The following is a 22,617-nucleotide window of genomic DNA, read 5'->3' on the forward strand; positions in this document are numbered from 1 at the left end:
GGCGGATCAGTCGCGCAGCAGCTCGTTGATGCCGGTCTTGCTCCGCGTCTGGGCATCGACCGTCTTGACGATCACCGCGCAGTACAGCCCCGGGCCGCCGTCCTTGACCGGAAGCGTGCCGGGGACGACCACCGAATAGGGGGGCACGTGTCCACGATGCACTTCGCCGGTGGCGCGGTCGACGATCTTGGTCGATGCGCCGAGATAGACGCCCATCGACAGCACCGCGCCTTCGCCGACGCGGACGCCCTCGGCCACTTCGGCACGCGCGCCGATGAACGCGCCGTCGCCGATGATCACGGGATCGGCCTGGAGCGGCTCGAGCACGCCGCCGATGCCGACGCCGCCCGAGAGGTGGACGTTCCTGCCGATCTGCGCGCAGCTGCCGACCGTCGCCCAGCCATCGACCATCGATCCCTCGCCGACATAGGCGCCGATATTGACGAAGCTCGGCATCAGCACGACGCCCTTCGAGATATGCGCGCCGTGGCGGACGATCGAGCCGGGAACCTGGCGGAAGCCGGCGGTGCGGAAGCGGGCATCGTTCCAGCCGGCGGTCTTCAAGGGTACCTTGTCGAAGCCGACACCGCCGCATTCGGCCGGCATCACCGCATTGTCGTTGAGGCGGAAGCTGAGCAGCACCGCTTTCTTGAGCCACTGGTTGACCTGCCAGCCGTTACCGACCGGCTCGGCGACACGCGCCTCGCCGCTGTCGAGCAGGTTGAGCGCTTCCATCACCGCATCGCGGACCTCGCCCTGTGTGGCGGTCGAGAGATCGGCACGGGCTTCCCAGGCGGCGTCGATGGTCGCTTCGAGAGTCACGCTTGGTCCTCCAGGATGTCGTGGAGCCAGGCTCCGAGATCGGTGATCGTGTAGTCGATGAAACTGCGGTCCGAATCGTCGGTCTGCTCTGAGCCGTTGTCGATCCACACGGTGGTCATGCCGATCGCCTTGGCGGGCTTCAAGTTGCGCGCCATGTCCTCGACGAACAGGCTGGCCCGCGGATCGATGCCATAGCCCGCGCACATGCTTTCATACGCGAGCGGATCGGGCTTGGGACGATAGTCGGACTGGTGGATATCGTGGATCGCCTCGAACGTGTCGTTCATCCCGAGCCGTTCGAGCACCTCAGCGGCGTATGGCGCATTGGCGTTGGTGAAGATCAGCTTGCGGCCGGGCAGGCGGATCAACGCTTCGGCGAGCGCCAGATCGGCCTCAAGCCCGCTCATATCGACCTGATGCACGGCGTCGAGATAATGATGCGGATCGACAGCATGCTCGGTCATCAACCCGTTCAGCGTCGTGCCGTGACTGTGGAAATAGCCCTTCTGGATGCGATGCGCTTCCTCGGGCCCGCACTTCAGCAAGGTCTGGACGTACTGGCCAATCCTGGCGTCGATCTGCGTCCACAGGTCGCCGCTCGCCGGATAGAGCGTGTTGTCGAGATCGAAGATCCAGTTCTCGATATGCGATAGCGCGGCTTTCATGGGCGCGCGTTAAGCTGCGTCATCCGGGGTGGCAAGGGCGCGAACGCCACCCCATTTGTCGAACCATGACCGCTTACTCGCTGCTTGACCTCGTCCCCATCGTCCAGGGCGGCACCGCCTCCCAGGCCTTCGCCAACGCCGCCGATCTGGCGCGGCATGCGGAGAGCCTTGGCTACACCCGTTACTGGGTTGCCGAGCATCACGGCATGGAGGGCATCGCCAGCGCCGCCACGGCGGTGGTGATCGGCCATGTTGGCGCGGCGACCGCGACCATCCGCATCGGTGCCGGCGGGATCATGCTGCCCAACCATGCGCCGCTTCAGATCGCCGAGCAGTTCGGCACGCTCGATGCGCTGTTTCCCGGCCGGATCGATCTCGGGCTGGGCCGCGCGCCGGGATCGGACCAGCGTGTCGCCCAGGCGATCCGGCGCAATCTCGAAACCGACGCCAATGCTTTCCCGCAGGATGTGATGGAACTGCAGAGCTTCTTCGCCGATGACGGCAAGACCGGCATCCGCGCGACGCCGGGGGCGGGCGCGAAAGTCGATCTGTGGATTCTCGGGTCGAGCACCTTCGGCGCGCAACTCGCGGCCGCGCTTGGCCTGCCCTATGCCTTCGCTTCGCATTTCGCGCCGGGGCAGATGATGGAGGCGATCGCGCTGTATCGCCGCAACTTCCGGCCCTCGGCGGCGCTGGCCAAGCCGCATCTGATGCTCGGCTTCAACGTCTTCGCCGCCGATACCGACGCGGAAGCCGAACTGCTCGCCTCGTCGCAGCAGCAGGCGTTCGTCGCCATCCGCACCACCGGGCGCGGTATCCAGCTGCCGCCGCCGGTGCCCGGCTATCGCGAGAGCCTCGGCGCGCAGGGAATGGCGGTGCTCGACCATGTCCTGTCGGCCAGTGCGGTCGGCGGGCCGGACAAGGTCCGCGAGCAGATTGCCGCCTTCATCGCCAGAACCGGTGCCGACGAGTTGATGATCGCCAGCGCGATGTTCGATCACCAGGCGCGCAAGAAGAGCCTGACGCTGGCGGCCGAGGCGATGCGGGGGCGTTAGCCGGCGAGCGCGCAGCGCAGCCCCGGCTCCAGCATCGGCACGTGGGTCCGCCCGACCACGACGAACACCTTGTCGCCCTTCAGCGCGGCATCCGCGAAGCTGCGCAGCATATGCGCGTTACGGAACTCGCTGTCGGCGGCGGCGATCGCGGTCAGGAACCCGGCTTCGGGATCGCGTGCGATCGACGAGAACCAGTTGTCGGGCATGGTGCGCCAGTCGCGACCAGGCCATTCGCGGGCCACGGCGGCAGTGAGGCTGGCGAGGTCGGTGATGCTGGTGGTCAGCCCTGCCTTGGCGACCAGCGGCGCGGACTTGGCGAGCATCGCGGTGACGAGCATGTCGAGCACCTCGCCGCTCTTTCCCTCCCGGTCGCGGATCCGCGCGGCTTCGCGCAGCACGAAGAACATCAGGATGCGATCATGGCTGAACCTGTCACGCAGCGCCGCGATCTGATCGACCGGGTCTGGCTCGAGCGAGGCGACGGGCAGCCCGGCCTGTTTGGCGAGAAAGCGGAGATAGCCCGATTCGCCCATCGTGCGGATCGCGTCATCGGCATTCTCCGCGGTGCCGCGGTCGGGGCCTTCGAAAAAAACGCGCGTGGGCGCGGCGGCGGCGAAGCGCTCGGCGATATGGGCGAACTGCTTGTGCGCCGGATCGCGCATATGCTGGGCGCCGATCACCGTGACCGATCCGCCGCCGGGCGCAGTCAGGCTAAGATCCCAGTTCCGTCCGGGAATGTCCTTCCAATCGGCATAGGAGCCGAGGCGGGCTTCACAGGGCGCGGTCTGCGCGGCGAGCAGGAGAAGGGCGGTCAGCATAGAGTGTGGCGTAACGATGATGCACCGCCAGGCAAGCCTCGGTCGTCGATTCTTCGCCGCATTGCCCTATGAGGCCGCGGGCAGCCGTAACCGCACCAGCAGCCCGCCGAGATCCTCGCTCTCCTCAAGGCTGACGGTGCCGTCATAGATCTCGGCCACGTCGCGGACGATGGCGAGGCCAAGGCCGGTGCCGGGCTTGCCGCTGTCGAGGCGGACGCCGCGATCGAAGATGCGGATGCGATCGGCCTCGGGGATGCCGCGCCCATCGTCCTCGACCATGATCTCGACAAAGCCGGACTGGACGCTGGCGGTGATGAACACGCTGCCCCCGCCATATTTCGCGGCGTTCTCGACGAGATTGCCGAGCAGATCGTCGAGATCCTGGCGCTCGATATGCGCGACGAGGTTCTTCGGCCCGTCCACATCGATGCGGACCTGCGGATAGAGGCGGGCGACCGCGCGCTCGACCGCTTCGATCGACGGCCAGACCTGCGCGCGGCTGTGCGCCGAGCCGCGGCGGCCGACGGCGCGGGCGCGGGCGAGGTGATGATCGATCTGGCGGCGCATCGTCCGCGCCTCGCGGATCACCTGCGGACCCATATCGGGCTGGCCGGCGGCGGCGGCGTTCATGATGACGCTGAGCGGCGTCTTGAGCGCATGGGCGAGATTGCCGGCGTGGCGGCGCGCTTCCTCGGCCTGGCGGTCGTTATGCTCGACCAGCGCGTTCAGTTCCTCGACCATCGGCGCGACTTCGGCGGGCATCGCCTTCTCGATCCGCGCCGATTGCCCCGCGCGCAGCCGGGCGATCTCGGATCGCACCCGGCGGAGCGGCAACAGCCCGTACCAGGTCTGGAGCGCGACCATGATCATCAGCCCGAGCCCGAGCAGCACGAAGCTGCGGATCAGCGTGGTGCGCAGCGTCGCGATCTGGCCGTCGAGCGTCTCGCGGCTCTGCGCGACCTGGAAGCGCCAGCGCACATTCGATCCCGGCAGCGTCGCGTCGCGCTCGGCGATGCGCAGCACCTGGCCGGGAAATTCGGTGCTGTCGTAAACATGGACGTCGGTGTCCTTATGGACCTGATCGACCTTGAGGCGCTGGTCCCAGAGCGATCGCGACGGGAAGGTCTCGAAGCCCTTGCCGCTGATCTGCCAATAGGCGCCCGAATTATATTCGAGGAAACGCTGATCGGCGAGCTCGCGGTTGAGGATGACCTCGCCGCCGGGGCCGAGCTCGGCGGAGAAGATCATCGCCTTGAGCAGATAATCGAGCTGATCATCGAAATTGCGGGTGACGGTGGTGACCAGCACGCGATCGAGCGCGTAGCCGCCGCCGACGAGCAGCAGCATGATCCAGGCGATCGCGACCAGCAGCATCCGCCGGCTGACCGATCCGGTGGCGCGGACATAATGGCGCGGCTGCGGCTCGGTCACCGGCTGGGCGATGCGCGCGGTATCCTCGGCGCTTTCGTGCGGCGCGTCGGGCGCGGCGACGGGCCTGGCCGAGAGGCGCTGGCGAAGCCCGCCGAGCATCTGGCCGAGCCCGGGCATGGCGTTACGCGGTCGGCTCGTCCAGGCTGTAGCCGAGCCCGCGGATGGTGGTGATGATCTCGGCGCCGAGCTTCTTGCGGATGCGCGTCACGAACACTTCGATGGTGTTCGAATCGCGATCGAAATCCTGATCGTAGATATGATCGATCAGCTCGGTACGGCTGACCACCTTGCCCTTGTGATGGAGCAGATAGCTGAGCAGCTTATATTCCTGCGCGGTCAGCTTGACCGGCTCGCCGGCCTTGGTGACCTTGCCCGAACGCGTGTCGAGGCGGATGTCGCCCGCGGTCAATTCGGCGGAGGCGTTGCCCGAGGAACGGCGGATCAGCGCGCGCAGGCGGGCGATCAGCTCCTCGGTCTGGAAGGGCTTGGCGACATAATCGTCGGCGCCGGCATCGAGCCCGGCGACCTTGTCCGACCAGCTGTCGCGCGCGGTGAGCACCAGCACCGGGGTCGCCTTGCCCTCCTTGCGCCAGCGGTCGAGCACGGTCAGCCCGTCGATCTCGGGAAGCCCCAGATCGAGGATGATCGCGTCATACTGCTCGTTCGAGCCGAGATAGAGCCCCTCCTCGCCATCGGTGGCGAGATCGACGGCATAGCCCGCGCCTTCGAGCGCGTTCTTGAGCTGTTGGCCGAGCGTCGGCTCGTCCTCGACGATCAAAAGTCGCATGGTCTGTTTCCCCTCAGCGCGCTCAATTGCCCGAGCGTCGTACGATGTTGCCGGTGCGGCCATCGACGTCCACCCAGATCACCGATCCATTGCGCAGGAATTTGAGCGTGTAAACGTCCGAAGACGGATCGTAATCGAATCCGAGATATTGCGCGCCCGGCATCTGGGGGATCACGCGGCGTTCGATCTCGCGCACCGATATGCCCGGCACCTGGTTGCGGCGCTTGGCCTGGCTGTCCTGCGCCCGGTCGCGCGGCGTCGAAAACGCCGGCTGCGCCGGTTGCGCAAACGCAGCCGCTGGCAACGGGATCGCCAGCAGACATGCGCACAGAACCGGTTTCGCCAGCATCTTCATGCGTCTGCCATGGGGTTCGCGCATTGAATAGCCCCTGAACGGGGACGACAGACGCCCGTCAGGTTGCTAGGGGGCCGCGCATGGCGGCACCTGTACTTGCATATGAGGGCCTTGGCTTGGTCCAGGGACATGGCTGGCTGTTTCGCGGGCTCGATCTCTATATCGGCGCGCGCGACCGGCTGGCGCTGATCGGGCGCAATGGCGCGGGCAAGTCGACGCTGCTGCGGCTGATCGCCGGGCGGATCGATTCGGACGAGGGCCGGCGCGTCATCCAGCCGGGCACCAATGTCGTGATTCTCGAACAGGATCCGAACGTGGAGGGGTTTCCGACCCTGCTCGATTTCACGCTCGGCGGCGAGGATGCGCCGCAACGCTACGAAGTCGAGGCGATCGCGGGGCAGCTAGGCGTCGATCTGAGCCGCGAGGCGGCGACCGCGTCGGGCGGCGAGCGGCGCCGCGCCGCGATCGCGCGGGCGCTGGCGCAGAATCCCGATGTGCTCTTGATGGACGAGCCGACCAACCATCTCGACATCGCCGCGATCGACTGGCTGGAGAATTGGCTGGCGCGTTACACCGGCGCGTTCGTCGCGATCAGCCACGATCGCACCTTTCTCACTCGCCTGACTCGCCAGACATTGTGGCTCGACCGCGGCACCATCCGGCGCGCCGAAGTGGGCTTTGGCGGGTTCGATGCCTGGACCGAGCAGGTCTATGCCGAGGAAGAACGCAACGCCCAGCGGCTCGACGCCAAATTGAAGATCGAGGAACATTGGCTCCAGCGCGGTGTCACCGGGCGACGGCGCCGCAACGAAGGGCGCAAGGCCAAGCTGATGGAGATGCGCGCCCAGCGCGCGGCGATGATGGGCCCGGCGGGCGCGGCCAGGATCCAGATCGGCAGCGACGACGCCCAGACCAAGGTGGTGATCGATGCCAAGCACGTCACCAAGCGCTTCGGCGACCGCACGATCATCAAGGATTTGTCGCTGCGCATCACCAAGGGCGACCGTATCGGCATTGTCGGCGCCAATGGCGCGGGCAAGACCACGCTGCTCAGGCTGCTGACCGGCGAGTTGGCCCCCGACGAAGGCAGTGTGCGGCTGGCCAAGACGCTCGACGGCGTGATCATCGACCAGCAGCGCAGGCTGATGGACCCGGCCAAGAGTGTGCGCGACGTGCTGACCCAGGGCGGCGAATGGATCGAGGTGCTGGGGGTCAAGAAGCACATCCACGGCTATTTGAAGGAGTTCCTGTTCGAGCCGTCGCTGGCCGATGCCAGGATCGGCACGCTATCGGGCGGCGAGCGCTCGCGGCTGCTGCTGGCGCGCGAATTCGCCCGGCCGTCGAACCTGCTGGTGCTCGACGAGCCGACCAACGATCTCGATCTCGAGACGCTCGATCTGCTCCAGGAAGTGATCGCCGATTATGAAGGCACGGTGCTGATCGTCAGCCATGACCGCGACTTTCTCGACCGCACGGTGACGGTGACGCTCGGGCTCGACGGTTCGGGGACGGTCGATGTCGTTGCCGGCGGCTATATGGACTGGGAAGCCAAGCGGAAGCCGAGGGCCGAGGCCAGGAAGCCGGTGGCGAAGGCGGCGGCTCCGGAGACGCCGAAGGCGAAGGCGACCAAGCTCAGCTACAAGGACCAGCGCGATTACGACCTGCTGCCGGCGCGCATCGAGGAGATCGAGAAGCAGATCGCCCGTGACGAGGAGGCACTGGCCGATCCGGCGCTCTACACCCGCGATCCGGCCAGGTTCACCGCGCTGAGCGAGGGCATCGGCAAGCTGCGCGACGAGAAGGACGCGGCGGAGATGCGCTGGCTCGAGCTGGCCGAGATGGTCGAAGCCTTGGGGTAGCTGATTCCCCTTCCTGACGGGGAGGGATTAGGGGGCGTGCCCGTATACGGCGAGGCCGACACCGAGCTTCTCCGTACTGCCCGGACGGGCCCTCCCGACCCCCCTGTCAGGGAGGGGAGTGATCATGCCTCCAGCTCGACCGTCACCGTCGTGCCTTCGGCTGTGCTTTGGGTCGAGACGGTGCCGTGCGCCTGTCGCGCGAAAGCGTCGATCAGGCGGGTGCCCATGCCGCCGTCGCGGCCTTTGGTCCGTTTGGCCTCCGACATGCCCGTGCCATTGTCGCTGACCGTCAGCCGCCAGCCGTTTTCGGTGGCTTCGAAACGGACGCTGATGCGGCCGGCGTCGCGTCCCGGAAAGGCGTGCTTGACGGCGTTGGTGACAAGTTCGTTGACGACGAGGCCGATCGAAACCGCCCGGTCGCGGGGGATGGCGGCATGATCCGAATAGCAATCGAGCGTGATCGCCCCGCGCAGGAACAGGGCTTCGGAAAGCGCGGTGCAGAGCTCGCCCAGATAGGATGCCATGTCGACGCTGCCCGGCGCGGTGCCGCTGCCGCGATAGAGATGGCGGTGGGCACGGGCGATGCTCTCGACGCGCGATAAGGCCGCCTGCAGCGCATCGGCGGTCTCGCCTTCGCCGGCGCGGCGGCGCTGCATGTCGAGCAGCGAGGCGACCAGCGTGAAATTATTCTTCACGCGGTGATCGAATTCCTCGAGGAACAGGTCGCGCTCGGCGACTTCACGGTCGCGCTCGGCGGCGGCGCTGCGCACCGCCCGCCGGAACATCTCCGCGAGCGCGACGGTGAGGATCACGCCGACCACGACCGATCCCATCGTCACCGCCTGGGCCGGACTTTCGAAGCGCCATGAGTTCTTGACCGGGAACAGATAATACCAGCCGTACAGGACCGAGATCGTCCCGGACGTCGCGCCGGCCGGCCAGCGCGCGAACAAGGTGGCGATCATCGCCGCGGGAAAGATCAGCGGGAAGATGGCGGCGCCCGGCACGATCGCATCCATGACGAAGCGCGCGATCGCGGCGCAGGCGGTGGCGAGCAGGCCGATGGCGATCGACGTCAACCAGCGCGGAACGGATGGCGCCAGCCGGTCTGGTAGATCGAGTTCTCCAATTCGCCCCATAATGGGTAGTCAGGCGCGAGTGACCGGGCGAAGTCAAGCATTCGCGCGCGCGCCTTGATCTCGATCATGCGGAATCGTGCATATTCATAATGATTTCCCCGAACGCCCGGCAAGATCGACAATATATTGCCATGCGACCCGCCCCGAGCGGCTGCCGCGCCGGGTCGCCCAGCCAACCGCTTCTGCGGAGTCGAATGGCAAGCCATGCGCTTCGGCATAGCCGCGGACGATGTCGAGATAGGTATCCTGATCGACGACATGGAAGCCGAGGCTGAGGCCGAAGCGGTCGGCCAAAGCGAGGCTGTCATCAACGCTGTCGCGCGGATTGATCGCCGAGGATTGCTCGGCGATGTCGCGCGGGACCAGGTGGCGCCGGTTCGAGGTGACGATCAGCCGGGCATTGGCCGGACGCGCTTCGGCGCCGCCTTCGAGGAGGGAGCGGAGCGCGCGGGCGTCACCGGCGGCATCGAAGCCGAGATCGTCGAGGAAGATCGCGAAGGTCCGGTCAGCCCTTGCGAGCGTCGCGAACAGCGAAGGCAAGGTCCCGAGATGATTGGTCGCGGCTTCGACCAGCGCGAGCTTGCCGCCGCCGGCCTGAACTGCCGCCACCGCGCCCTTGACCAGCGCGGATTTGCCGGTGCCGCGTGCCCCCCACAGCAAGACGTCCTGCGCGGCATGGCCGGCGGCGAGACGCTGGAGATTGGCGAGCAAGGCATCGCGCTGGGCATCGACACCGTGCAGCACGGCAAGCGGCAGCGGATCGAAGGCGCGGGCGGGCGTGAGCGCATCGCCGCGCCATATATAGGCGGGGTGCGCGGTGAGGTCGGCCGGCGGCGCGGGCGGCGGCGAGAGTCGCTCGAGTGCGTCGGCGATGCGGAGGAGGGGATCGGTCACGCCGCCGCTATAGCGCGCGCGAGCGCTCGGCTCACCCCAGTTTGGCTATCAGCGCCTGCGCCGCTTCCTTGTCGGCAAAGCTCGGATCGGCGAGCGCGGCCTGGGCGTGGAGCCTTGCTTCGGCCTTGCGGTTCGCGCCGGCATAGGCCTGCGCCAGATGCCATCGCAGCCCGGCGTGGCGTGGCGCGATCGCGACCGCCTTTTGCAGCAATTCGATCGCGCCATTGGTGTCGCCGTTGCGGAACATCGCCCAGCCATAAGCATCGGCCACCGCCGGATTGGACGGAGCGAGGCCATAGGCGGCCTCGCCGAATTCGAGCGCGGTGCCGAATTCGCCGGTGCCGGTATAGGCGGCGGCCAGCTCGGCGTTGAGCGCGGCGTCGCCATCGCCGATGCGGCTGCGCAGATCCTCGAGGCTGTCGATCGCGGCGTCATATTCACCGCCCATCAGCTGCCAGTGCGCCGAGAGGCGGAGCGCGGCGAGATTGGTGGGGTTCTGGGTCAGGAACAGCGCCAGCGCGTTGGCGGCATCGGCGCGGCGGCCTGCGGCATCAAGCGCCTCGATCAGCCGCAGCATCGTCGGCTCGTCGAAGCGGAGATCACCGGCGCGGCTATAGGCGGTCGCGGCGTCGGCGGGGCGGCCGGCGAGCATCAGCGTGTCGCCGAGCAGGATGTGGGCGGCGGGCGCGCCCTGGTTTTTCGAGACGATGTCCTGCGCTTTGGCGAGCGCGCCGGCCTTGTTGCCGTCGCTCAGCAATGCGCGGATCAGCGGCACCATCGCGCCCGGATCGCCGGGGCGCTGAGCGGCATCGGCGGCGAGCACCGGGGTCGAATCGTCGGACGAGAAGGACGTCGCATCGCCGGTCGCGGGATAGGCGGCACGGTCGAGATAGCGGGCGGCCTCGACGCGGTCGCCGATCCGTTCGAAGCCGCGCGCGACGAGAGTCAGCGCATAGCTGTCCGCGTCGGGACGGGCGACGACCGGGCGGAGCGTGTCGATCGCGTTGCGCGCGCTGTCGGTGCGCAGCAGCGCGACCGCGAGCAGCTTGCGCGCGGTGATGTTCATCGGCTGCTGGGCGACGAGTTCGCGGAGCTTGGCGAGCGCCTGCTCATATTCGCCGTTCTGGATGTCGAGCGTGCCGCCGAGCAGCAGCGCGCCGGGGAGCCCGTCGATCGCGCCGCCGGTCTTGTCCATGATCGTGCGGGCGAGATCGAACTTGCCGGCACGCGCGGCGATCACCGCTTCGAGATAGAGCGCCTGCGGGCTGCCGGGGCGCGATTCGAGCGCGCGGCGGCAGGCGGCGAGGGCATCGACGGTGCGGCCCGAATCGCCAAGCGTGGCGGCATATTCGATCAGCGCGTGATGGTGAAAATTGTCGCGTTCCAATGCGCGCTCGAACCATGGCAAGGCAGCGACGAGGCCGTACTGGCTGCGGACGAGCTCGCCGCGCAGCACCAGCGCCTCGACATTGCCGGGCGCCAGCTTGACCGCCTTCTCGGAAGCTTCGGCCGCGCCGAGCAGGTCGCCAGCGGTGAAGCGGAAGCGGCCGATATCGGTCCAGACCTCGGCATCGTTCGGGGCGAGGCGCGCCGCCTCGTCGAGATTTTCCATCGCCGCCGCGTAGTTGCCGAGCGCGGTGAACGCCTTGCCGCGCACGCGCAGGCCATAGACGCGGAATTTGGGATCGGTCCTCTCGCTTTCGGCGAGCGCCTTTTCCGCTTCGCCCTGCAGCAGCAAGGCGTGCGCGCGCAGGTGCGGCGCGAATTTCGGGTTGTAGCCGGCATCGACCGCGCGCTGGATTTCGCCCTCGGCGCCGATGCCGTCATCGAGCGCGAGTTCGGCCTGGGCGAGCGCGATATGCGCGTCGGCGCTGTTGGGATCGAAGCGCACCGCGTTGAGCGCCTGCACCTTGGCACCGTTGGCGTTGTTGGCCTGATACAAGGCTAGGCTGCGCTGGACCGCGTCGCGCGCGGAAGCCGGATCGAGCCGGGTCGGCGCGAGCGTGAACCAAGCGACGATCGCCGCGGCGAAGGCGGCGAGCGCGGCGCCGACGACGAGCGCGCGGCGGAGCATCGGGGCGCGGGCGCGTTTACGGCTGGAGGTCATAGGCCTTCATCAGATCATAGAGGGTGGGGCGGCTGATCCCGAGCAGGCGCGCGGTGCCGGAGATATTGCCTTCGGCGCGGGCGAGGGCATGACGGATCGCCTTGCGATCGGCCATCTCGCGCGCGGCCTTCAAATTGACCGGGCCGGTCTCGCCCTGCGCTTCGAGATCGAGATCGGCGGCGGTGACGAGCTTGCCATCGGCCATGATCACCGCGCGCTTCACCCGGTTTTCGAGCTCGCGGACGTTGCCCGGCCAGTTCCATGCGTCGATCGCGGCGAGCGCGTCGGGGGCGAAATTGCGGACCCCGGTCTTCATCGCATCGGCATATTTGTGGAGGAAATGGCGCGCGACCAAGCCCGCATCGCCCGGGCGTTCGGCGAGCGAGGGAATGCGGATGACGATTTCGGCGAGGCGATAATAGAGATCTTCGCGGAAGCGGCCTTCGGCGACCATCGCGTCGACGTCCTGATGCGTGGCGCAAACCACGCGGACATCGACCGGGATCGCCTTGCGCCCGCCGATCCGCTCGATGACGCGCTCCTGGAGGAAGCGGAGCAATTTGACCTGGAGCGGCAGCGGCACGTCGCCGATCTCGTCGAGGAACAGCGTGCCGCCCTGCGCGAGTTCGATCTTGCCCTCGGTGGTTTTGACCGCGCCGGTGAAGGCGCCTTTCTCATGGCCGAACAGCTCGGATTCGAGGAGAGTCTCGGGGATCGCGGCGCAGTTGATCGCGACGAACGCGCCCTTGCGGCGGCTGGCGTCATGGAGGCCGCGCGCGAGTAGTTCCTTGCCGGTGCCGCTGGCGCCGAGCAGCATCACCGAAACGTCAGCGCCGGCGACGCGCTCGATCGTGCGGGTGACCTTGAGCATCTCGGGCGCGCCGGTGATCATGCCGCCCAGCACCGTGCCGGCTTCGGCACGTTCGGCGAGGCGGCGGTTCTCGGCCTCCAGCGCATGGACATGGAAGGCGCGTGCGACGATCAGGCCGAGCGCGTCGATGTCGATCGGCTTCTGATAGAAGTCCCAGGCGCCCATCTCGATCGCGCGCAGCATCGAATCGCGGGCACCGTGGCCCGAGGCGACGATGACCTTGGTATCGGGGCGCAGCGACAGGATGGTCTCGAGCGTCGCGAAGCCTTCGGTGGTGCCGTCGGGATCGGGCGGCAGGCCGAGATCGAGCGTGACCACCTGCGGTTCCTCGGCGCGGATCAGCGCGATCGCTTCCTCGCGATTGGCGGCGCAGTGAATCTCATAGCCTTCATAGGCCCAGCGCAGCTGGCGCTGGAGCCCGGCATCGTCCTCGACGATCAGGAGCTTCTTGATGTCGCTCATGCCGCGCGTTCCACAGGCAGATCGGCGGCGTGCGCGGCCTTGAGGATGACGCGGAAGCGGCTGCCCGCGCCTTCGCGCGAGGTGACTTCGATGCGGCCTTCCATCTGCTGGGCGAGCTGCATCGCCTCGAACGCGCCGATGCCGAAGCCGCCGGGCTTGGACGAGACGAACGGCTTGAAGAGCTTGTCGCGGACGAAAGCCGGCGACATGCCGGTGCCGGCGTCGATCACGTCGATCGTCACCTGCGCGCCATCGGCGCCGATGGCGAGGGTGACCGGCTCGGTCGCCGGGCTGGCTTCGATGGCGTTCTGGACGAGATGGCCGAGGATCTGCTCCAGCCCAGTCGGATCGGCCTGGGCGATGGCGGCGCGGGCGCCGGCGATGATCACCGGATGCTGGGCGCGGCGGTCGGCGGCGACGCGCTCGACCAGCGGCACGATCTCGCACGCTTGCGGCGCTTCGGCGCGGCCGCGATGGATCTGCGACAGGCGCGCGAGCAGGGCGTTCATCCGCTCGGCCGAATCCTTCAGCGTCGCGACCATGTCGGCGCGGAATTCAGGCTTGTCGGCATGGCGCTCGGCGTTGCGGGCGGTGAGGGTGAGTTGGGACACGAGGTTCTTGATGTCGTGGAGGATGAAGGCGAAGCGGCGGTTGAACTCGTCGAAACGCTGAGCTTCGGCGAGCAAGTCCTGGGCGCGGGCCTCGGCGAGATAGGAGGCGACCTGGCGACCGGCGACCTTCAGCAGATCGAAATCCTCCCAATCGAGCGGCCGGCTGACCGCGGGACGCGCGAGCAGGATCGCGCCGGCAAGGCTGCCGAGATGCGGCAGTGGCACCAGCACCCAGGCATCGGGCGCATCCTGCATCCATTGCGGGACGGCAGCGGCATCCCCCTGATCCGGATTGGCGCGGATCGCGTCGAGATCGAGGATGCGGCCGGTCGCTTGGAGGTGGTGCGCGAGCGCGGTATCGCTGGCCAATGGGAGCTGGGCGCGGTCCCAGTTCCAGCTGGCGCCGGGGCCGAGGCCGCCGGCATCGGGAACCAGCAGCACGCCCGCCGGCGATTCGGTAAGGTCGGCGATGGCTTTGACGATCCGTTCTTCGAGTGCGGTGCCGCCGGGCGCGCCGAGCGTCTCGGTGAAGCGCATCCACTCGCCGCGATAGTCATATCGGTGCCGGAAGAGGTGCTTGGCGAGCTTGACCTTGATCCAGGCGCGCAGCCACGAATTCGAGACGAGCGTCAGGATCGCTGCGGTCGATCCGAACACGAAGGCGGTCTGGAAGACGCGGGCATTGTCGCCGCCGATCGCGGCGATGCCCCAGGTGGCGAGCGCCAGCAGCGCGAAATAGGCGCCGATCGCGACCAGCGACAGCGACTGATAGGCGACGGTGCGCGAGACATGGACGTTCCATTCACCCTTGCGCTGGAGCCCGGTGCCGATCGCCAGCGCGACGACCACCATCGAGAAGCCGCGCAACGCCACCTCCCAGTTCGCCCAGGTGGCAGTGACATAGGAAGTGCTGAAGATGAGGAAATCCATCGCCCAGATTCCGGCGAGCGCGAACACGACCCATTTGAGGCCGCCGCCTGCGGACGGGTGAACCGAGGAATAGATCGCCTGGACCAGCACCAGCGCGGCGACCGCGACGAGCATGCGCAGCAGCAGCGCGCCGGTTTCGACCTCGCGCGCGATCTCGGGTCCGCCGGCGTTGCCGGCGACATGCATCGCCAGCGCGGCGACCGCGACCAGCGCGACGACGCCGTAAACGGTGCCGATCGCGACCGGCGGGCGAACGCTGCCGCTGCGGCGGTGGAGCGCGATCATGAAGGCGAGCCAGGCGAGGTTGCGCAGCGTCTCGGTGATGCGCGTGCCCATGTCCGCCGCGCCGATGCCGGCGACGGCGAGCGCCCAGAGCGCGGTCATCGCCAGCGCGAGGACCAGGCCCCGGCGCGGCAGGTGCGGCTCGCGCGTGCGCCAAGCCGCGATCACCAGCCCGCCGAACAGCAAAGCCGCGAGCGCATGGCTCCAGACGACAATCTCGATGCCCATCAGCGCGCGCCTTCGGGGAAGAGCACGACGCGGATGGTCTGGAGGATGATCAGCAGATCGAGAAAGGGCGAATAATTCTTGGCGTAATAGAGATCATATTCGAGCTTCTGGCGGCTGTCCTCGATCGACGCGCCATAGGGATAGTTGATCTGCGCCCAGCCGGTGATGCCCGGCTTCACCATGTGGCGCTCGGCATAATAATTGAGCTTGGTCTCGAGATCCTCGACGAATTGCGGACGCTCGGGGCGCGGGCCGACAAAGCTCATCTCCCCCTTCAGCACGCTCCAGCATTGCGGCAGCTCGTCGATTCGAGACTTGCGCAGGAACTTGCCGACGCGGGTGATGCGCGGATCGTCCTTCTCGGCCCATACCGCCTTGCCGCCGGCTTCGGCGTCCTGACGCATCGAACGGATCTTGATGACGTCGAAGCCCTGGCCGAACAGGCCGACGCGGCGCTGGCGGTAGAAGGCGGGGCCCTTGCTCTCCAGCTTCACCGCGATGGCGGCGAGGGTGATCACCGGCAGCATCAGGGTCAGCAGCAACAGGCTGGCGGCGATGTCGAACACGCGCTTGAACGCGCTCGAGATCATCCGGCCCGAGGAGAAGCCGTCCGAGAAGATCAGCCAGCTCGGATTGACCGACTGGAGATCGACGCGTCCGGTCTCGCGCTCGAGGAAGGTCGAGATTTCGTTGACGTGGACGCCGGTGGTCTTGATGCGCAGCAGATCCTTGAGCGGCAGCGCGTTGCGGCGCTCCTCCAGCGCGAGGACGACCTCGCTGGCGTTGAGCAGTACGACATGGTCGGCGAGATTATAGATGGCGTCGCGGGCGATCGCTTCGGGGATGACGCGGGCGGGCTCGCTCATCGAGATATAGCCGACCACCGCGAAGCCGGCGCCGGGGGTCTTGGAGAGCTCCTTGAGCCGCTGCGCACGGGCGCCGGCACCGAGCACGACGATACGGCGTTTGAACGCCTGGCTGCCCAGGGCCTTGCCGAGCAGCATGCGCAGGAAGATCAGCATCACGATCGACGCGGCCATCGCGTAGAGCAGGTTCGAGCGCCAGAAGCTGATCTCGGGGATCAGGAAATAGAGGACGCTGAGGCCGATCACACCGAGCGAGATCGCGACGATCAGCCGCGCCATGGCGTAGCGCAGCGATTGCAGCGCCTCGGTGCCGTAGACGCCGACCGCGATCATCGCGATTTCGAGGAAGGCGGCATAGCTCGCCAGCTCGGGCCAGCGCGTGCTCATCGGCAGCGCCGTCATGCCGAGCTGATTGGCACGGATCGTCCAGCCGATCTCGCCAGCGGCGACCAGCAGGATGATATCCAGCACACCGAGCAGCAGCACGGCATTGGGAACATAATGCTTGAACAAGCGGATCATGACGCCTTCGCATTAATCGCGAAGTGTAAACAAATCCGACATGCCCGCGCCTGTCGAGCGGTTTGACGCGAAAAAGTCGCTTGGGGCTGCAACCGGCGCCTGAGGCAGGTGTTTGACGCCCGGAGCAAACACCACCATTCAGCGAGGCATAGTCAGGAGCCCGTACCCATGCCGGATTTGAAGCCGATCATCCCTGTCATCCTGTCCGGGGGATCGGGCACGCGGCTGTGGCCGATGTCGCGCAGCGAGCGGCCCAAGCAATTGCTGGCGCTGACCGCCGAGGAGACGATGCTGCAGTTGACCGCGCGGCGGAGCATTGGCGGATTGCGCGCAGAGGGCGCGCGGCGCGGCGAGCGCTTCGCCGCGCCGATCGTGGTGGCCAATGCCGCGCATGCCGATCTGGTCGACGAGCAACTGGGCCTGGTCGGCGCGGCGGCGCAGGCGCTGATCCTCGAGCCGGTGGGGCGCAACACCGCGCCGGCGATCGCGCTGGCAGCACTGGCGGCGGGCGGCGGCGCCGATCCGCTGCTGGTGATGCCGTCCGACCATGTCATTGCCGATGTCGCCGCTTTCCACCGCGCGATCCAGGCGGCGCTGCCACTGGTCGAGGACGGATGGCTGGTCACCTTCGGGATCACCCCCGACGCGCCCGAGACCGGCTATGGCTATATCAAGGTCGGCGAGCGGATCGGCGAGGGCGTCCATCGCGTCGATCGCTTCGTCGAGAAACCGATGCGCGACAAGGCCGAGGAGATGCTCGCCAGCGGTGACCATGCCTGGAATGGCGGCATCTTCCTGTTCCGCGCCGATGTCTATCTGGGGTCGCTGGCGTCCTATGCGCCCGAGATGCTCGCCGCCGCGCAAGCCGCAATGGAGAAGGGCAAGCGCGATTGCGCGCGGATCTGGCCGGACGCGGACGCCTTTGCCGCGAGCCCTTCGAACTCCATCGACTATGCGGTGATGGAGAAGGCGCCGCGCGTCGCGGTGGTGCCGGTCGATATGGGCTGGAGCGATGTCGGCAGCTGGGACGCGCTGCATGCGATCAGCGATGCCGACGATGGCGGCAACGTGCTGCGCGGCGATGTCGTCGCGATCGACACCGCGCATTGCATGGTGCGCGCGGGCGCCGGCAAGCGCGTGGCCCTGGTTGGCGTGTCGGACCTGATCGTGGTCGCCGATGGCGATGAGATATTGATCCTGCCGCGCGGGCGCAGCCAGGAGGTCAAACGGTTGCTCGACGCGATGCAGCGCGGCTGACGCGGCGATGGCGACGGCGCTCCGAGAAGCAGGGCTTCCCGACCGGGTCCGTCTGCCGTTCGCCTTCGATCCCGCCGGACTGGCCGATGATCTGGCCTTGCTCGGCGATGCCGAATGGATCGCGCATTTCGTGCCGCAGAATTACGAGGGTGAATGGGGCGCGTTGCCGCTGCGTGCCAAGGCGGGCGCGACACATCCGGTGATGATGATCTATTCGGACCCGGAGGCGACCGAGTTCGAGGATACGGCTTTGCTGGGGCAATTGCCGCATATCGCCGCGGTGGTGGCGGCGTTTCGCTGTCCGGTACGCGCGGTGCGGCTGATGCGGCTGACGCCGGGATCAGTGATCAAGGAGCATCGGGATCACGACCTCGCCGCCGAATTCGGCATGGCCCGCATCCATGTGCCGATCGCCACCAATCCCGGCGTCGAGTTCCTAGTCAATCGAGCGCCGGTGGCGATGGCGCCGGGCGAGGCCTGGTATCTGCGGCTGTCCGATCCGCACGCCGTCGCCAATCGCGGCGAGAGCGACCGTATTCACCTCGTCATCGACGTGCTGGTCGATGGCTGGCTGGCCGCGCAGCTCGAAAGCGGCGCGGCCGGCGCCTGATTATGCCATCAGCGCTTCGGCCTGATCGAGCACCGATTTGAAATCGGCGACCAGCGCCTGATACGGGGCCGGGCTCGCCATATCCAGGCCGGCGCGCTTGAGGATCTCGACCGGATAGTCCGAGCCGCCAGCCTTGAGCACGCTCAGATAATTGTCGCGCTCCTTCGGGCCGCCCTTGAGGATCGCCTGCGCGAAGAAGGTCGCGGCCGAAATGCACGTCGCATACTGGTAGACGTAGAAGCTGTTGTAGAAGTGCGGGATGAACGCCCATTCGTTGGCGTAGGCGGGATCGAGGCCGAAATTCGGTCCGTGGTAGCGCTTGAGCAGATCGAAATAGATGTCGTTGAACTTGGCGCCGGACATGCCCTCGCCCGCTTCGGCCTTGTCGTGGGCGACGAGCTCGAACTCGGCGAACATCGTCTGGCGGAAGAAGGTGCCGCGGTAATTCTCCATCTGCTGGCCCAGGTAGAAGAGCTTCTCTTCCCTGGTCTTGGCACTCTTGAGCATGTGCGCGACAAGGAGCTGTTCGTTCAATGTCGAGGCGATTTCGGCGAGGAAGATCGGGTAATCGGCCTTGTCGTAAACCTGCGTCGCGTTCGACAGCAACGAATGGAGCGCATGGCCCCATTCATGGGCATAGGTGCTCATACCGTCATATTTCTCGCTGAGATTGAGCAGCAGGAACGGGTGCACGTCATAGGCGCCGGGCTGCATATAGGCGCCCGGATTCTTGCCCTCGCGCGGCCAGGGATCCATCCACTTCGCGGCCGTCGCCTTGGCGATGCGCGCCTGGTAATCGGTGCCGAGCGGCTTGACTGCCTCCAGCGTCGTCGCGCGCATCTGATCGAGGGTGAAGGTGCGGTCGAGCGAAACCAGCGGCGGATAGATATCGTAATAGTGGATGTCGGGCAGCTTGAGGATCCGGCGGCGCAGCTCGAAATAGCGGTGGAGCTGCGGCAGGCCCTTGTTGGCCTCCGCGACCAGCGTGCGATAGACGCCTTCGGGGATATTCGAGCCCGACAGCGCATTGGCCAGCGCGCTCGGATATTTGCGCGCCTTGGCGTAGAACATGTTGCCCTTGATCTTGGCCGCATAGGTCGCGCCGAACGAATTCTTGAACTTGCCGTGCGCGGTCCAGAAAGCGTTGAACACCGCCTTGCGGTCCTCGCGGTTGGGGGCGTCGCGGTTGAGGGTATAGCCTTGGCTGTCGAGGCGGACCTCCTTGCCGGTCGACAGCTTGATCGTCGGCCAGGGAATGTCCGACGAGCGCAGCTGGCCGGAGATCTGCTGGGGCGCCCCGAGCGGCGCGCCGACGCTGGCGAGGAGCGATTCACCCTCGGGCGAGAGCGTGTGCGCAGCCTGGCGGACGATATCGGCGAGATAGAAATCGAAGCGCTTGGCGAGCGTCGCATTGGCGGCGACGAAGCCCTTGATCCTGGCCTCGCCGACACCGAGCAATTCGGGTGACATCCATGATATCGCTTCGCCGAACGCGGTGTAGAGGTCGCGCGACTGGGACAGCTTCTCCTGATAGCCCGAATTGCGGACGTCCTCATCGGCCTTGAGCGCGGTGTAGACATAGATGCGGGCGATGGTGCGGCCAAGATCGGACTGGAGCACCAGCGCTTCCGCCAGAACATCGGCGCTTGTCCCCAGCTTGCCCTTATATTTCCCGATGCCGGGAAGGGCCGCGAGCGCGGTCTTGCGGGCGGCGTCCCAGGCGGCATCGTCGGGATAGATTTCGCTCAGGTCCCAGAGCGGTCCCGTGCCGCCCGCGGTCTGGCCCCATGCGGGGGCGGCGGCGGCAAGGGTGACGAGCGCGGCTGCGGTGAGTGCTTCGCGGCGCGTGACTTCGGTCATGAATGGCTTCCCCAGGGAACGCGCCGATAAGGCTCAGCGCTGGTTGAAGACGGCAATCTGTCGCCGAAATTCAAGGAAGGGAAGCGATTTGTCGAAGTGACACACCGGCCTCAGCGCTTTGGCGCGACGATCCAATCCCGCTTGGCGCGGCGGATCATCGATACTCCGCAATACATGCATCTGCTGGTATATTTGTCGTCGCCATCGGCTTTGACGGCATGCTTTTGCGACCGCTCATGCTTGCCGCCGAGGCAGCGCATGCGACCGGCAATCCAACGAAACACGAACATTCCCCCCTAAAACTTGCGCCCAGCTTGCGCAACAATCGCGACCGGTCAAGTCGCGCCTTTGGCCCATTTTGAACGCGAAGGCCGGGAGATCGCTCTCCCGGCCTTCAATTTGGTTCGACCGGATGGCCGGGTGGTTCGGATCCGGTCCCCGGCCAAGCCGGGGACTCGTCGGCGGGGCTGTGCCCACCGTCCGGATCGGAACGAGTCCTGGATTAGCGTGGCCAATCCAGGCCGTTCTCGATCAGAAATCCATACCGCCCATGCCGCCCATGCCGCCACCGCCCATCGGCATCGCCGGCTTGTCTTCCGGCAGCTCGCTCACCGCCGCTTCGGTGGTGATGAGCAGGCCGGCGACCGAGGCCGCATTCTGCAGCGCGGTGCGGACGACCTTGGTTGGGTCGATAACACCGGCCGAGACCAGGTTCTCATAGGTGTCGGTCGCGGCGTTGAAGCCGAGCGTCGGATCGCCGCCGTCGAGCAGCTTGCCCGAAACGACCGCACCGTCATGGCCGGCATTGGCAGCGATCTGGCGGACCAGCGCGGTCAGCGAGCGGCGGACGATATCGATGCCGCGGGTCTGATCCTCGTTGGAGCCGGTCAGACCGTCGAGCGCCTTCGAAGCATAGAGCAGCGCGGTGCCACCGCCGGGAACGATGCCTTCTTCCACGGCCGCGCGGGTCGCGTGGAGCGCGTCGTCGACACGGTCCTTGCGCTCCTTGACCTCGACTTCCGAAGCGCCGCCGACCTTGATCACGGCAACGCCGCCGGCGAGCTTGGCGAGACGCTCCTGGAGCTTCTCGCGGTCGTAATCGCTGGTGGTGACTTCGATCTGCTGGCGGATCGCATCGGTGCGGCCCTTGATCGCCTCATGCTCACCGGCGCCATCGACGATGGTGGTGTTGTCCTTGTCGATGGTGACGCGCTTGGCGGTGCCGAGCATGCCGAGCGTGACGCTCTCGAGCTTGATGCCGAGGTCTTCCGAGATGACTTCGCCCTTGGTGAGGACGGCGATGTCTTCCAGCATCGCCTTGCGGCGATCGCCGAAGCCCGGCGCCTTGACGGCCGCGACCTTGAGGCCGCCGCGCAGCTTGTTGACGACCAAGGTCGCCAGCGCCTCGCCCTCGATATCCTCGGCGATGATCAGCAGCGGACGGCCCGACTGGACGACGGCTTCCAGGATCGGGAGCATCGCCTGCAGGTTCGACAGCTTCTTCTCGTGGATCAGGATGTACGGATCGTTCAGTTCGACCGACATCTTCTCCGGATTGGTGATGAAGTAGGGGCTCAGATAGCCGCGGTCGAACTGCATGCCCTCGACGACGTCGAGCTCGAATTCGAGACCCTTGGCTTCCTCGACGGTGATAACGCCTTCCTTGCCGACCTTCTCCATCGCTTCCGCGATCTTCTCGCCGACTTCCTTGTCGCCATTGGCCGAGATGATGCCGACCTGCGCGACTTCGGACGAGCCCGAAACCGGCTTGGAGCGCGACTTGACGTCGTCGATCACCTTGGCGACCGCAAGATCGATGCCGCGCTTGAGATCCATCGGATTCATGCCGGCGGCGACCGACTTCATGCCCTCGCGGACGATCGCCTGGGCAAGCACGGTGGCGGTGGTGGTGCCGTCACCGGCGACGTCGTTGGTCTTCGAAGCGACTTCGCGGACCATCTGCGCGCCCATGTTCTCGAACTTGTCCTTGAGTTCGATTTCCTTGGCGACGGTGACGCCGTCCTTGGTGATGCGCGGCGCGCCGAACGACTTGTCGATGACGACGTTGCGGCCCTTCGGGCCCAGAGTGACCTTCACCGCATCGGCGAGGATGTCGACGCCGCGGAGGATGCGCTCACGCGCGTCGCGGCCGAATTTTACGTCCTTGGCTGCCATGTTGGCTATTC

At 66.7% G+C, this 22,617-nt stretch carries 20 protein-coding genes; 4 read left to right on the forward strand and 16 right to left on the reverse strand.

Annotated elements, in window-relative coordinates; genetic code table 11:
- Positions 1-6: 6 nt before the first annotated feature.
- A complete protein-coding gene (dapD, locus tag KF730_RS01325) occupies positions 7-822 on the reverse strand; it encodes a 2,3,4,5-tetrahydropyridine-2,6-dicarboxylate N-succinyltransferase (RefSeq protein WP_294091712.1) in 816 nt (271 codons plus the stop codon).
- Positions 819-1,487, reverse strand: coding sequence for a pyrimidine 5'-nucleotidase (locus KF730_RS01330; RefSeq protein ID WP_294091713.1), 669 nt, complete (start codon positions 1,485-1,487; stop codon positions 819-821). The genes dapD and KF730_RS01330 overlap by 4 nt, the downstream gene beginning before the upstream one ends.
- Positions 1,488-1,552: 65 nt before the next feature.
- Between KF730_RS01330 and KF730_RS01335 the strand changes: the two genes are divergently transcribed.
- Positions 1,553-2,542, forward strand: a complete 990-nt coding sequence (locus tag KF730_RS01335) for an LLM class flavin-dependent oxidoreductase (RefSeq protein ID WP_294091714.1) — start codon at positions 1,553-1,555, stop codon at positions 2,540-2,542.
- Here the strand turns inward: KF730_RS01335 and KF730_RS01340 are convergent.
- The 4 genes from KF730_RS01340 to KF730_RS01355 all read right to left on the reverse strand — a co-directional run bounded on the left by KF730_RS01340 (position 2,539) and on the right by KF730_RS01355 (position 5,957).
- On the reverse strand, positions 2,539-3,360 hold the full coding sequence (locus tag KF730_RS01340) for a hypothetical protein (RefSeq protein WP_294091717.1): 822 nt from the start codon (positions 3,358-3,360) through the stop codon (positions 2,539-2,541). The genes KF730_RS01335 and KF730_RS01340 overlap by 4 nt on opposite strands.
- 66 nt (positions 3,361-3,426) lie before the next feature.
- The gene (locus tag KF730_RS01345; RefSeq protein WP_294095634.1) at positions 3,427-4,734 is read right to left on the reverse strand and encodes a HAMP domain-containing sensor histidine kinase; all 1,308 of its coding nucleotides are present in this window, start codon (positions 4,732-4,734) and stop codon (positions 3,427-3,429) included.
- 178 nt (positions 4,735-4,912) lie between these two features.
- Positions 4,913-5,578 (reverse strand): response regulator transcription factor, encoded by a 666-nt coding sequence (locus KF730_RS01350; protein WP_294091718.1) that lies wholly within the window; start codon positions 5,576-5,578, stop codon positions 4,913-4,915.
- A gap of 22 nt (positions 5,579-5,600) precedes the next feature.
- Positions 5,601-5,957 carry a hypothetical protein gene (locus KF730_RS01355; RefSeq protein WP_294091719.1) on the reverse strand — a complete coding sequence of 119 codons (357 nt, stop codon included), beginning with the start codon at positions 5,955-5,957 and terminating at the stop codon, positions 5,601-5,603.
- Between the two features lie 56 nt (positions 5,958-6,013).
- On the opposite strand from KF730_RS01355, the gene KF730_RS01360 reads away from it, so the two are divergent.
- Positions 6,014-7,792, forward strand: coding sequence for an ATP-binding cassette domain-containing protein (locus tag KF730_RS01360; RefSeq protein WP_294091720.1), 1,779 nt, complete (start codon positions 6,014-6,016; stop codon positions 7,790-7,792).
- 122 nt (positions 7,793-7,914) lie between these two features.
- Here KF730_RS01360 and KF730_RS01365 read toward each other — a convergent pair whose 3' ends face one another.
- The 7 genes from KF730_RS01365 to KF730_RS01395 are packed head-to-tail and all read right to left on the reverse strand — an operon-like array spanning position 7,915 to position 16,704.
- Complete coding sequence (locus KF730_RS01365) at positions 7,915-8,871, reverse strand: sensor histidine kinase (RefSeq protein WP_294091721.1); 957 nt, start codon at positions 8,869-8,871, stop codon at positions 7,915-7,917.
- A complete protein-coding gene (locus KF730_RS01370) occupies positions 8,868-8,999 on the reverse strand; it encodes a hypothetical protein (protein WP_294091723.1) in 132 nt (43 codons plus the stop codon). Before KF730_RS01370 ends, KF730_RS01365 begins: the two co-directional genes overlap by 4 nt.
- Positions 9,000-9,015: 16 nt before the next feature.
- Complete coding sequence (locus tag KF730_RS01375) at positions 9,016-9,825, reverse strand: ATP-binding protein (RefSeq protein ID WP_294091724.1); 810 nt, start codon at positions 9,823-9,825, stop codon at positions 9,016-9,018.
- A 31-nt stretch (positions 9,826-9,856) separates the two neighbouring features.
- On the reverse strand, positions 9,857-11,932 hold the full coding sequence (locus KF730_RS01380) for a tetratricopeptide repeat protein (protein WP_294091725.1): 2,076 nt from the start codon (positions 11,930-11,932) through the stop codon (positions 9,857-9,859).
- A complete protein-coding gene (prsR, locus tag KF730_RS01385; RefSeq protein ID WP_294091727.1) occupies positions 11,916-13,265 on the reverse strand; it encodes a PEP-CTERM-box response regulator transcription factor in 1,350 nt (449 codons plus the stop codon). The genes KF730_RS01380 and prsR overlap by 17 nt, the downstream gene beginning before the upstream one ends.
- On the reverse strand, positions 13,262-15,316 hold the full coding sequence (gene prsK / locus KF730_RS01390) for an XrtA/PEP-CTERM system histidine kinase PrsK (RefSeq protein ID WP_294091729.1): 2,055 nt from the start codon (positions 15,314-15,316) through the stop codon (positions 13,262-13,264). The genes prsR and prsK overlap by 4 nt, the downstream gene beginning before the upstream one ends.
- A complete protein-coding gene (locus tag KF730_RS01395) occupies positions 15,316-16,704 on the reverse strand; it encodes a TIGR03013 family XrtA/PEP-CTERM system glycosyltransferase (RefSeq protein WP_294091730.1) in 1,389 nt (462 codons plus the stop codon). Before KF730_RS01395 ends, prsK begins: the two co-directional genes overlap by 1 nt.
- A 168-nt stretch (positions 16,705-16,872) precedes the next feature.
- Between KF730_RS01395 and KF730_RS01400 the strand changes: the two genes are divergently transcribed.
- Positions 16,873-17,961 (forward strand): mannose-1-phosphate guanylyltransferase/mannose-6-phosphate isomerase, encoded by a 1,089-nt coding sequence (locus tag KF730_RS01400; protein ID WP_294091731.1) that lies wholly within the window; start codon positions 16,873-16,875, stop codon positions 17,959-17,961.
- A gap of 7 nt (positions 17,962-17,968) precedes the next feature.
- A complete protein-coding gene (locus KF730_RS01405) occupies positions 17,969-18,571 on the forward strand; it encodes an aspartyl/asparaginyl beta-hydroxylase domain-containing protein (RefSeq protein WP_294091732.1) in 603 nt (200 codons plus the stop codon).
- On the opposite strand, the gene pepF is transcribed toward KF730_RS01405, so the two are convergent.
- The 3 genes from pepF to groL all read right to left on the reverse strand — a co-directional run bounded on the left by pepF (position 18,572) and on the right by groL (position 22,606).
- On the reverse strand, positions 18,572-20,431 hold the full coding sequence (pepF, locus tag KF730_RS01410) for an oligoendopeptidase F (protein ID WP_294091734.1): 1,860 nt from the start codon (positions 20,429-20,431) through the stop codon (positions 18,572-18,574).
- A gap of 110 nt (positions 20,432-20,541) precedes the next feature.
- Positions 20,542-20,721 carry a hypothetical protein gene (locus KF730_RS01415; RefSeq protein ID WP_294091736.1) on the reverse strand — a complete coding sequence of 60 codons (180 nt, stop codon included), beginning with the start codon at positions 20,719-20,721 and terminating at the stop codon, positions 20,542-20,544.
- 241 nt (positions 20,722-20,962) lie between these two features.
- A complete protein-coding gene (gene groL / locus KF730_RS01420; protein ID WP_294091737.1) occupies positions 20,963-22,606 on the reverse strand; it encodes a chaperonin GroEL in 1,644 nt (547 codons plus the stop codon).
- Positions 22,607-22,617: the final 11 nt, after the last annotated feature.

The sequence above is a fragment of the Sphingomonas sp. genome (assembly GCF_019635515.1).
Classification (GTDB): domain Bacteria; phylum Pseudomonadota; class Alphaproteobacteria; order Sphingomonadales; family Sphingomonadaceae; genus Sphingomonas.

Coding starts and splice junctions, on each gene's coding strand:
- prsR (WP_294091727.1), bottom strand. CDS start 13,265: ATGAGCGACATCAAGAAGCTCCTGATCGTCGAGGACGATGCCGGGCTC.
- KF730_RS01360 (WP_294091720.1), top strand. CDS start 6,014: ATGGCGGCACCTGTACTTGCATATGAGGGCCTTGGCTTGGTCCAGGGA.
- KF730_RS01400 (WP_294091731.1), top strand. CDS start 16,873: ATGCCGGATTTGAAGCCGATCATCCCTGTCATCCTGTCCGGGGGATCG.
- KF730_RS01330 (WP_294091713.1), bottom strand. CDS start 1,487: ATGAAAGCCGCGCTATCGCATATCGAGAACTGGATCTTCGATCTCGAC.
- KF730_RS01405 (WP_294091732.1), top strand. CDS start 17,969: ATGGCGACGGCGCTCCGAGAAGCAGGGCTTCCCGACCGGGTCCGTCTG.
- KF730_RS01415 (WP_294091736.1), bottom strand. CDS start 20,721: ATGTTCGTGTTTCGTTGGATTGCCGGTCGCATGCGCTGCCTCGGCGGC.
- KF730_RS01340 (WP_294091717.1), bottom strand. CDS start 3,360: ATGCTGACCGCCCTTCTCCTGCTCGCCGCGCAGACCGCGCCCTGTGAA.
- KF730_RS01345 (WP_294095634.1), bottom strand. CDS start 4,734: ATGCTGCTGGTCGCGATCGCCTGGATCATGCTGCTGCTCGTCGGCGGC.
- KF730_RS01335 (WP_294091714.1), top strand. CDS start 1,553: ATGACCGCTTACTCGCTGCTTGACCTCGTCCCCATCGTCCAGGGCGGC.
- KF730_RS01355 (WP_294091719.1), bottom strand. CDS start 5,957: ATGCGCGAACCCCATGGCAGACGCATGAAGATGCTGGCGAAACCGGTT.
- prsK (WP_294091729.1), bottom strand. CDS start 15,316: ATGGGCATCGAGATTGTCGTCTGGAGCCATGCGCTCGCGGCTTTGCTG.
- KF730_RS01395 (WP_294091730.1), bottom strand. CDS start 16,704: ATGATCCGCTTGTTCAAGCATTATGTTCCCAATGCCGTGCTGCTGCTC.
- KF730_RS01380 (WP_294091725.1), bottom strand. CDS start 11,932: ATGACCTCCAGCCGTAAACGCGCCCGCGCCCCGATGCTCCGCCGCGCG.
- pepF (WP_294091734.1), bottom strand. CDS start 20,431: ATGACCGAAGTCACGCGCCGCGAAGCACTCACCGCAGCCGCGCTCGTC.
- groL (WP_294091737.1), bottom strand. CDS start 22,606: ATGGCAGCCAAGGACGTAAAATTCGGCCGCGACGCGCGTGAGCGCATC.
- KF730_RS01370 (WP_294091723.1), bottom strand. CDS start 8,999: ATGATCGAGATCAAGGCGCGCGCGCGAATGCTTGACTTCGCCCGGTCA.
- KF730_RS01350 (WP_294091718.1), bottom strand. CDS start 5,578: ATGCGACTTTTGATCGTCGAGGACGAGCCGACGCTCGGCCAACAGCTC.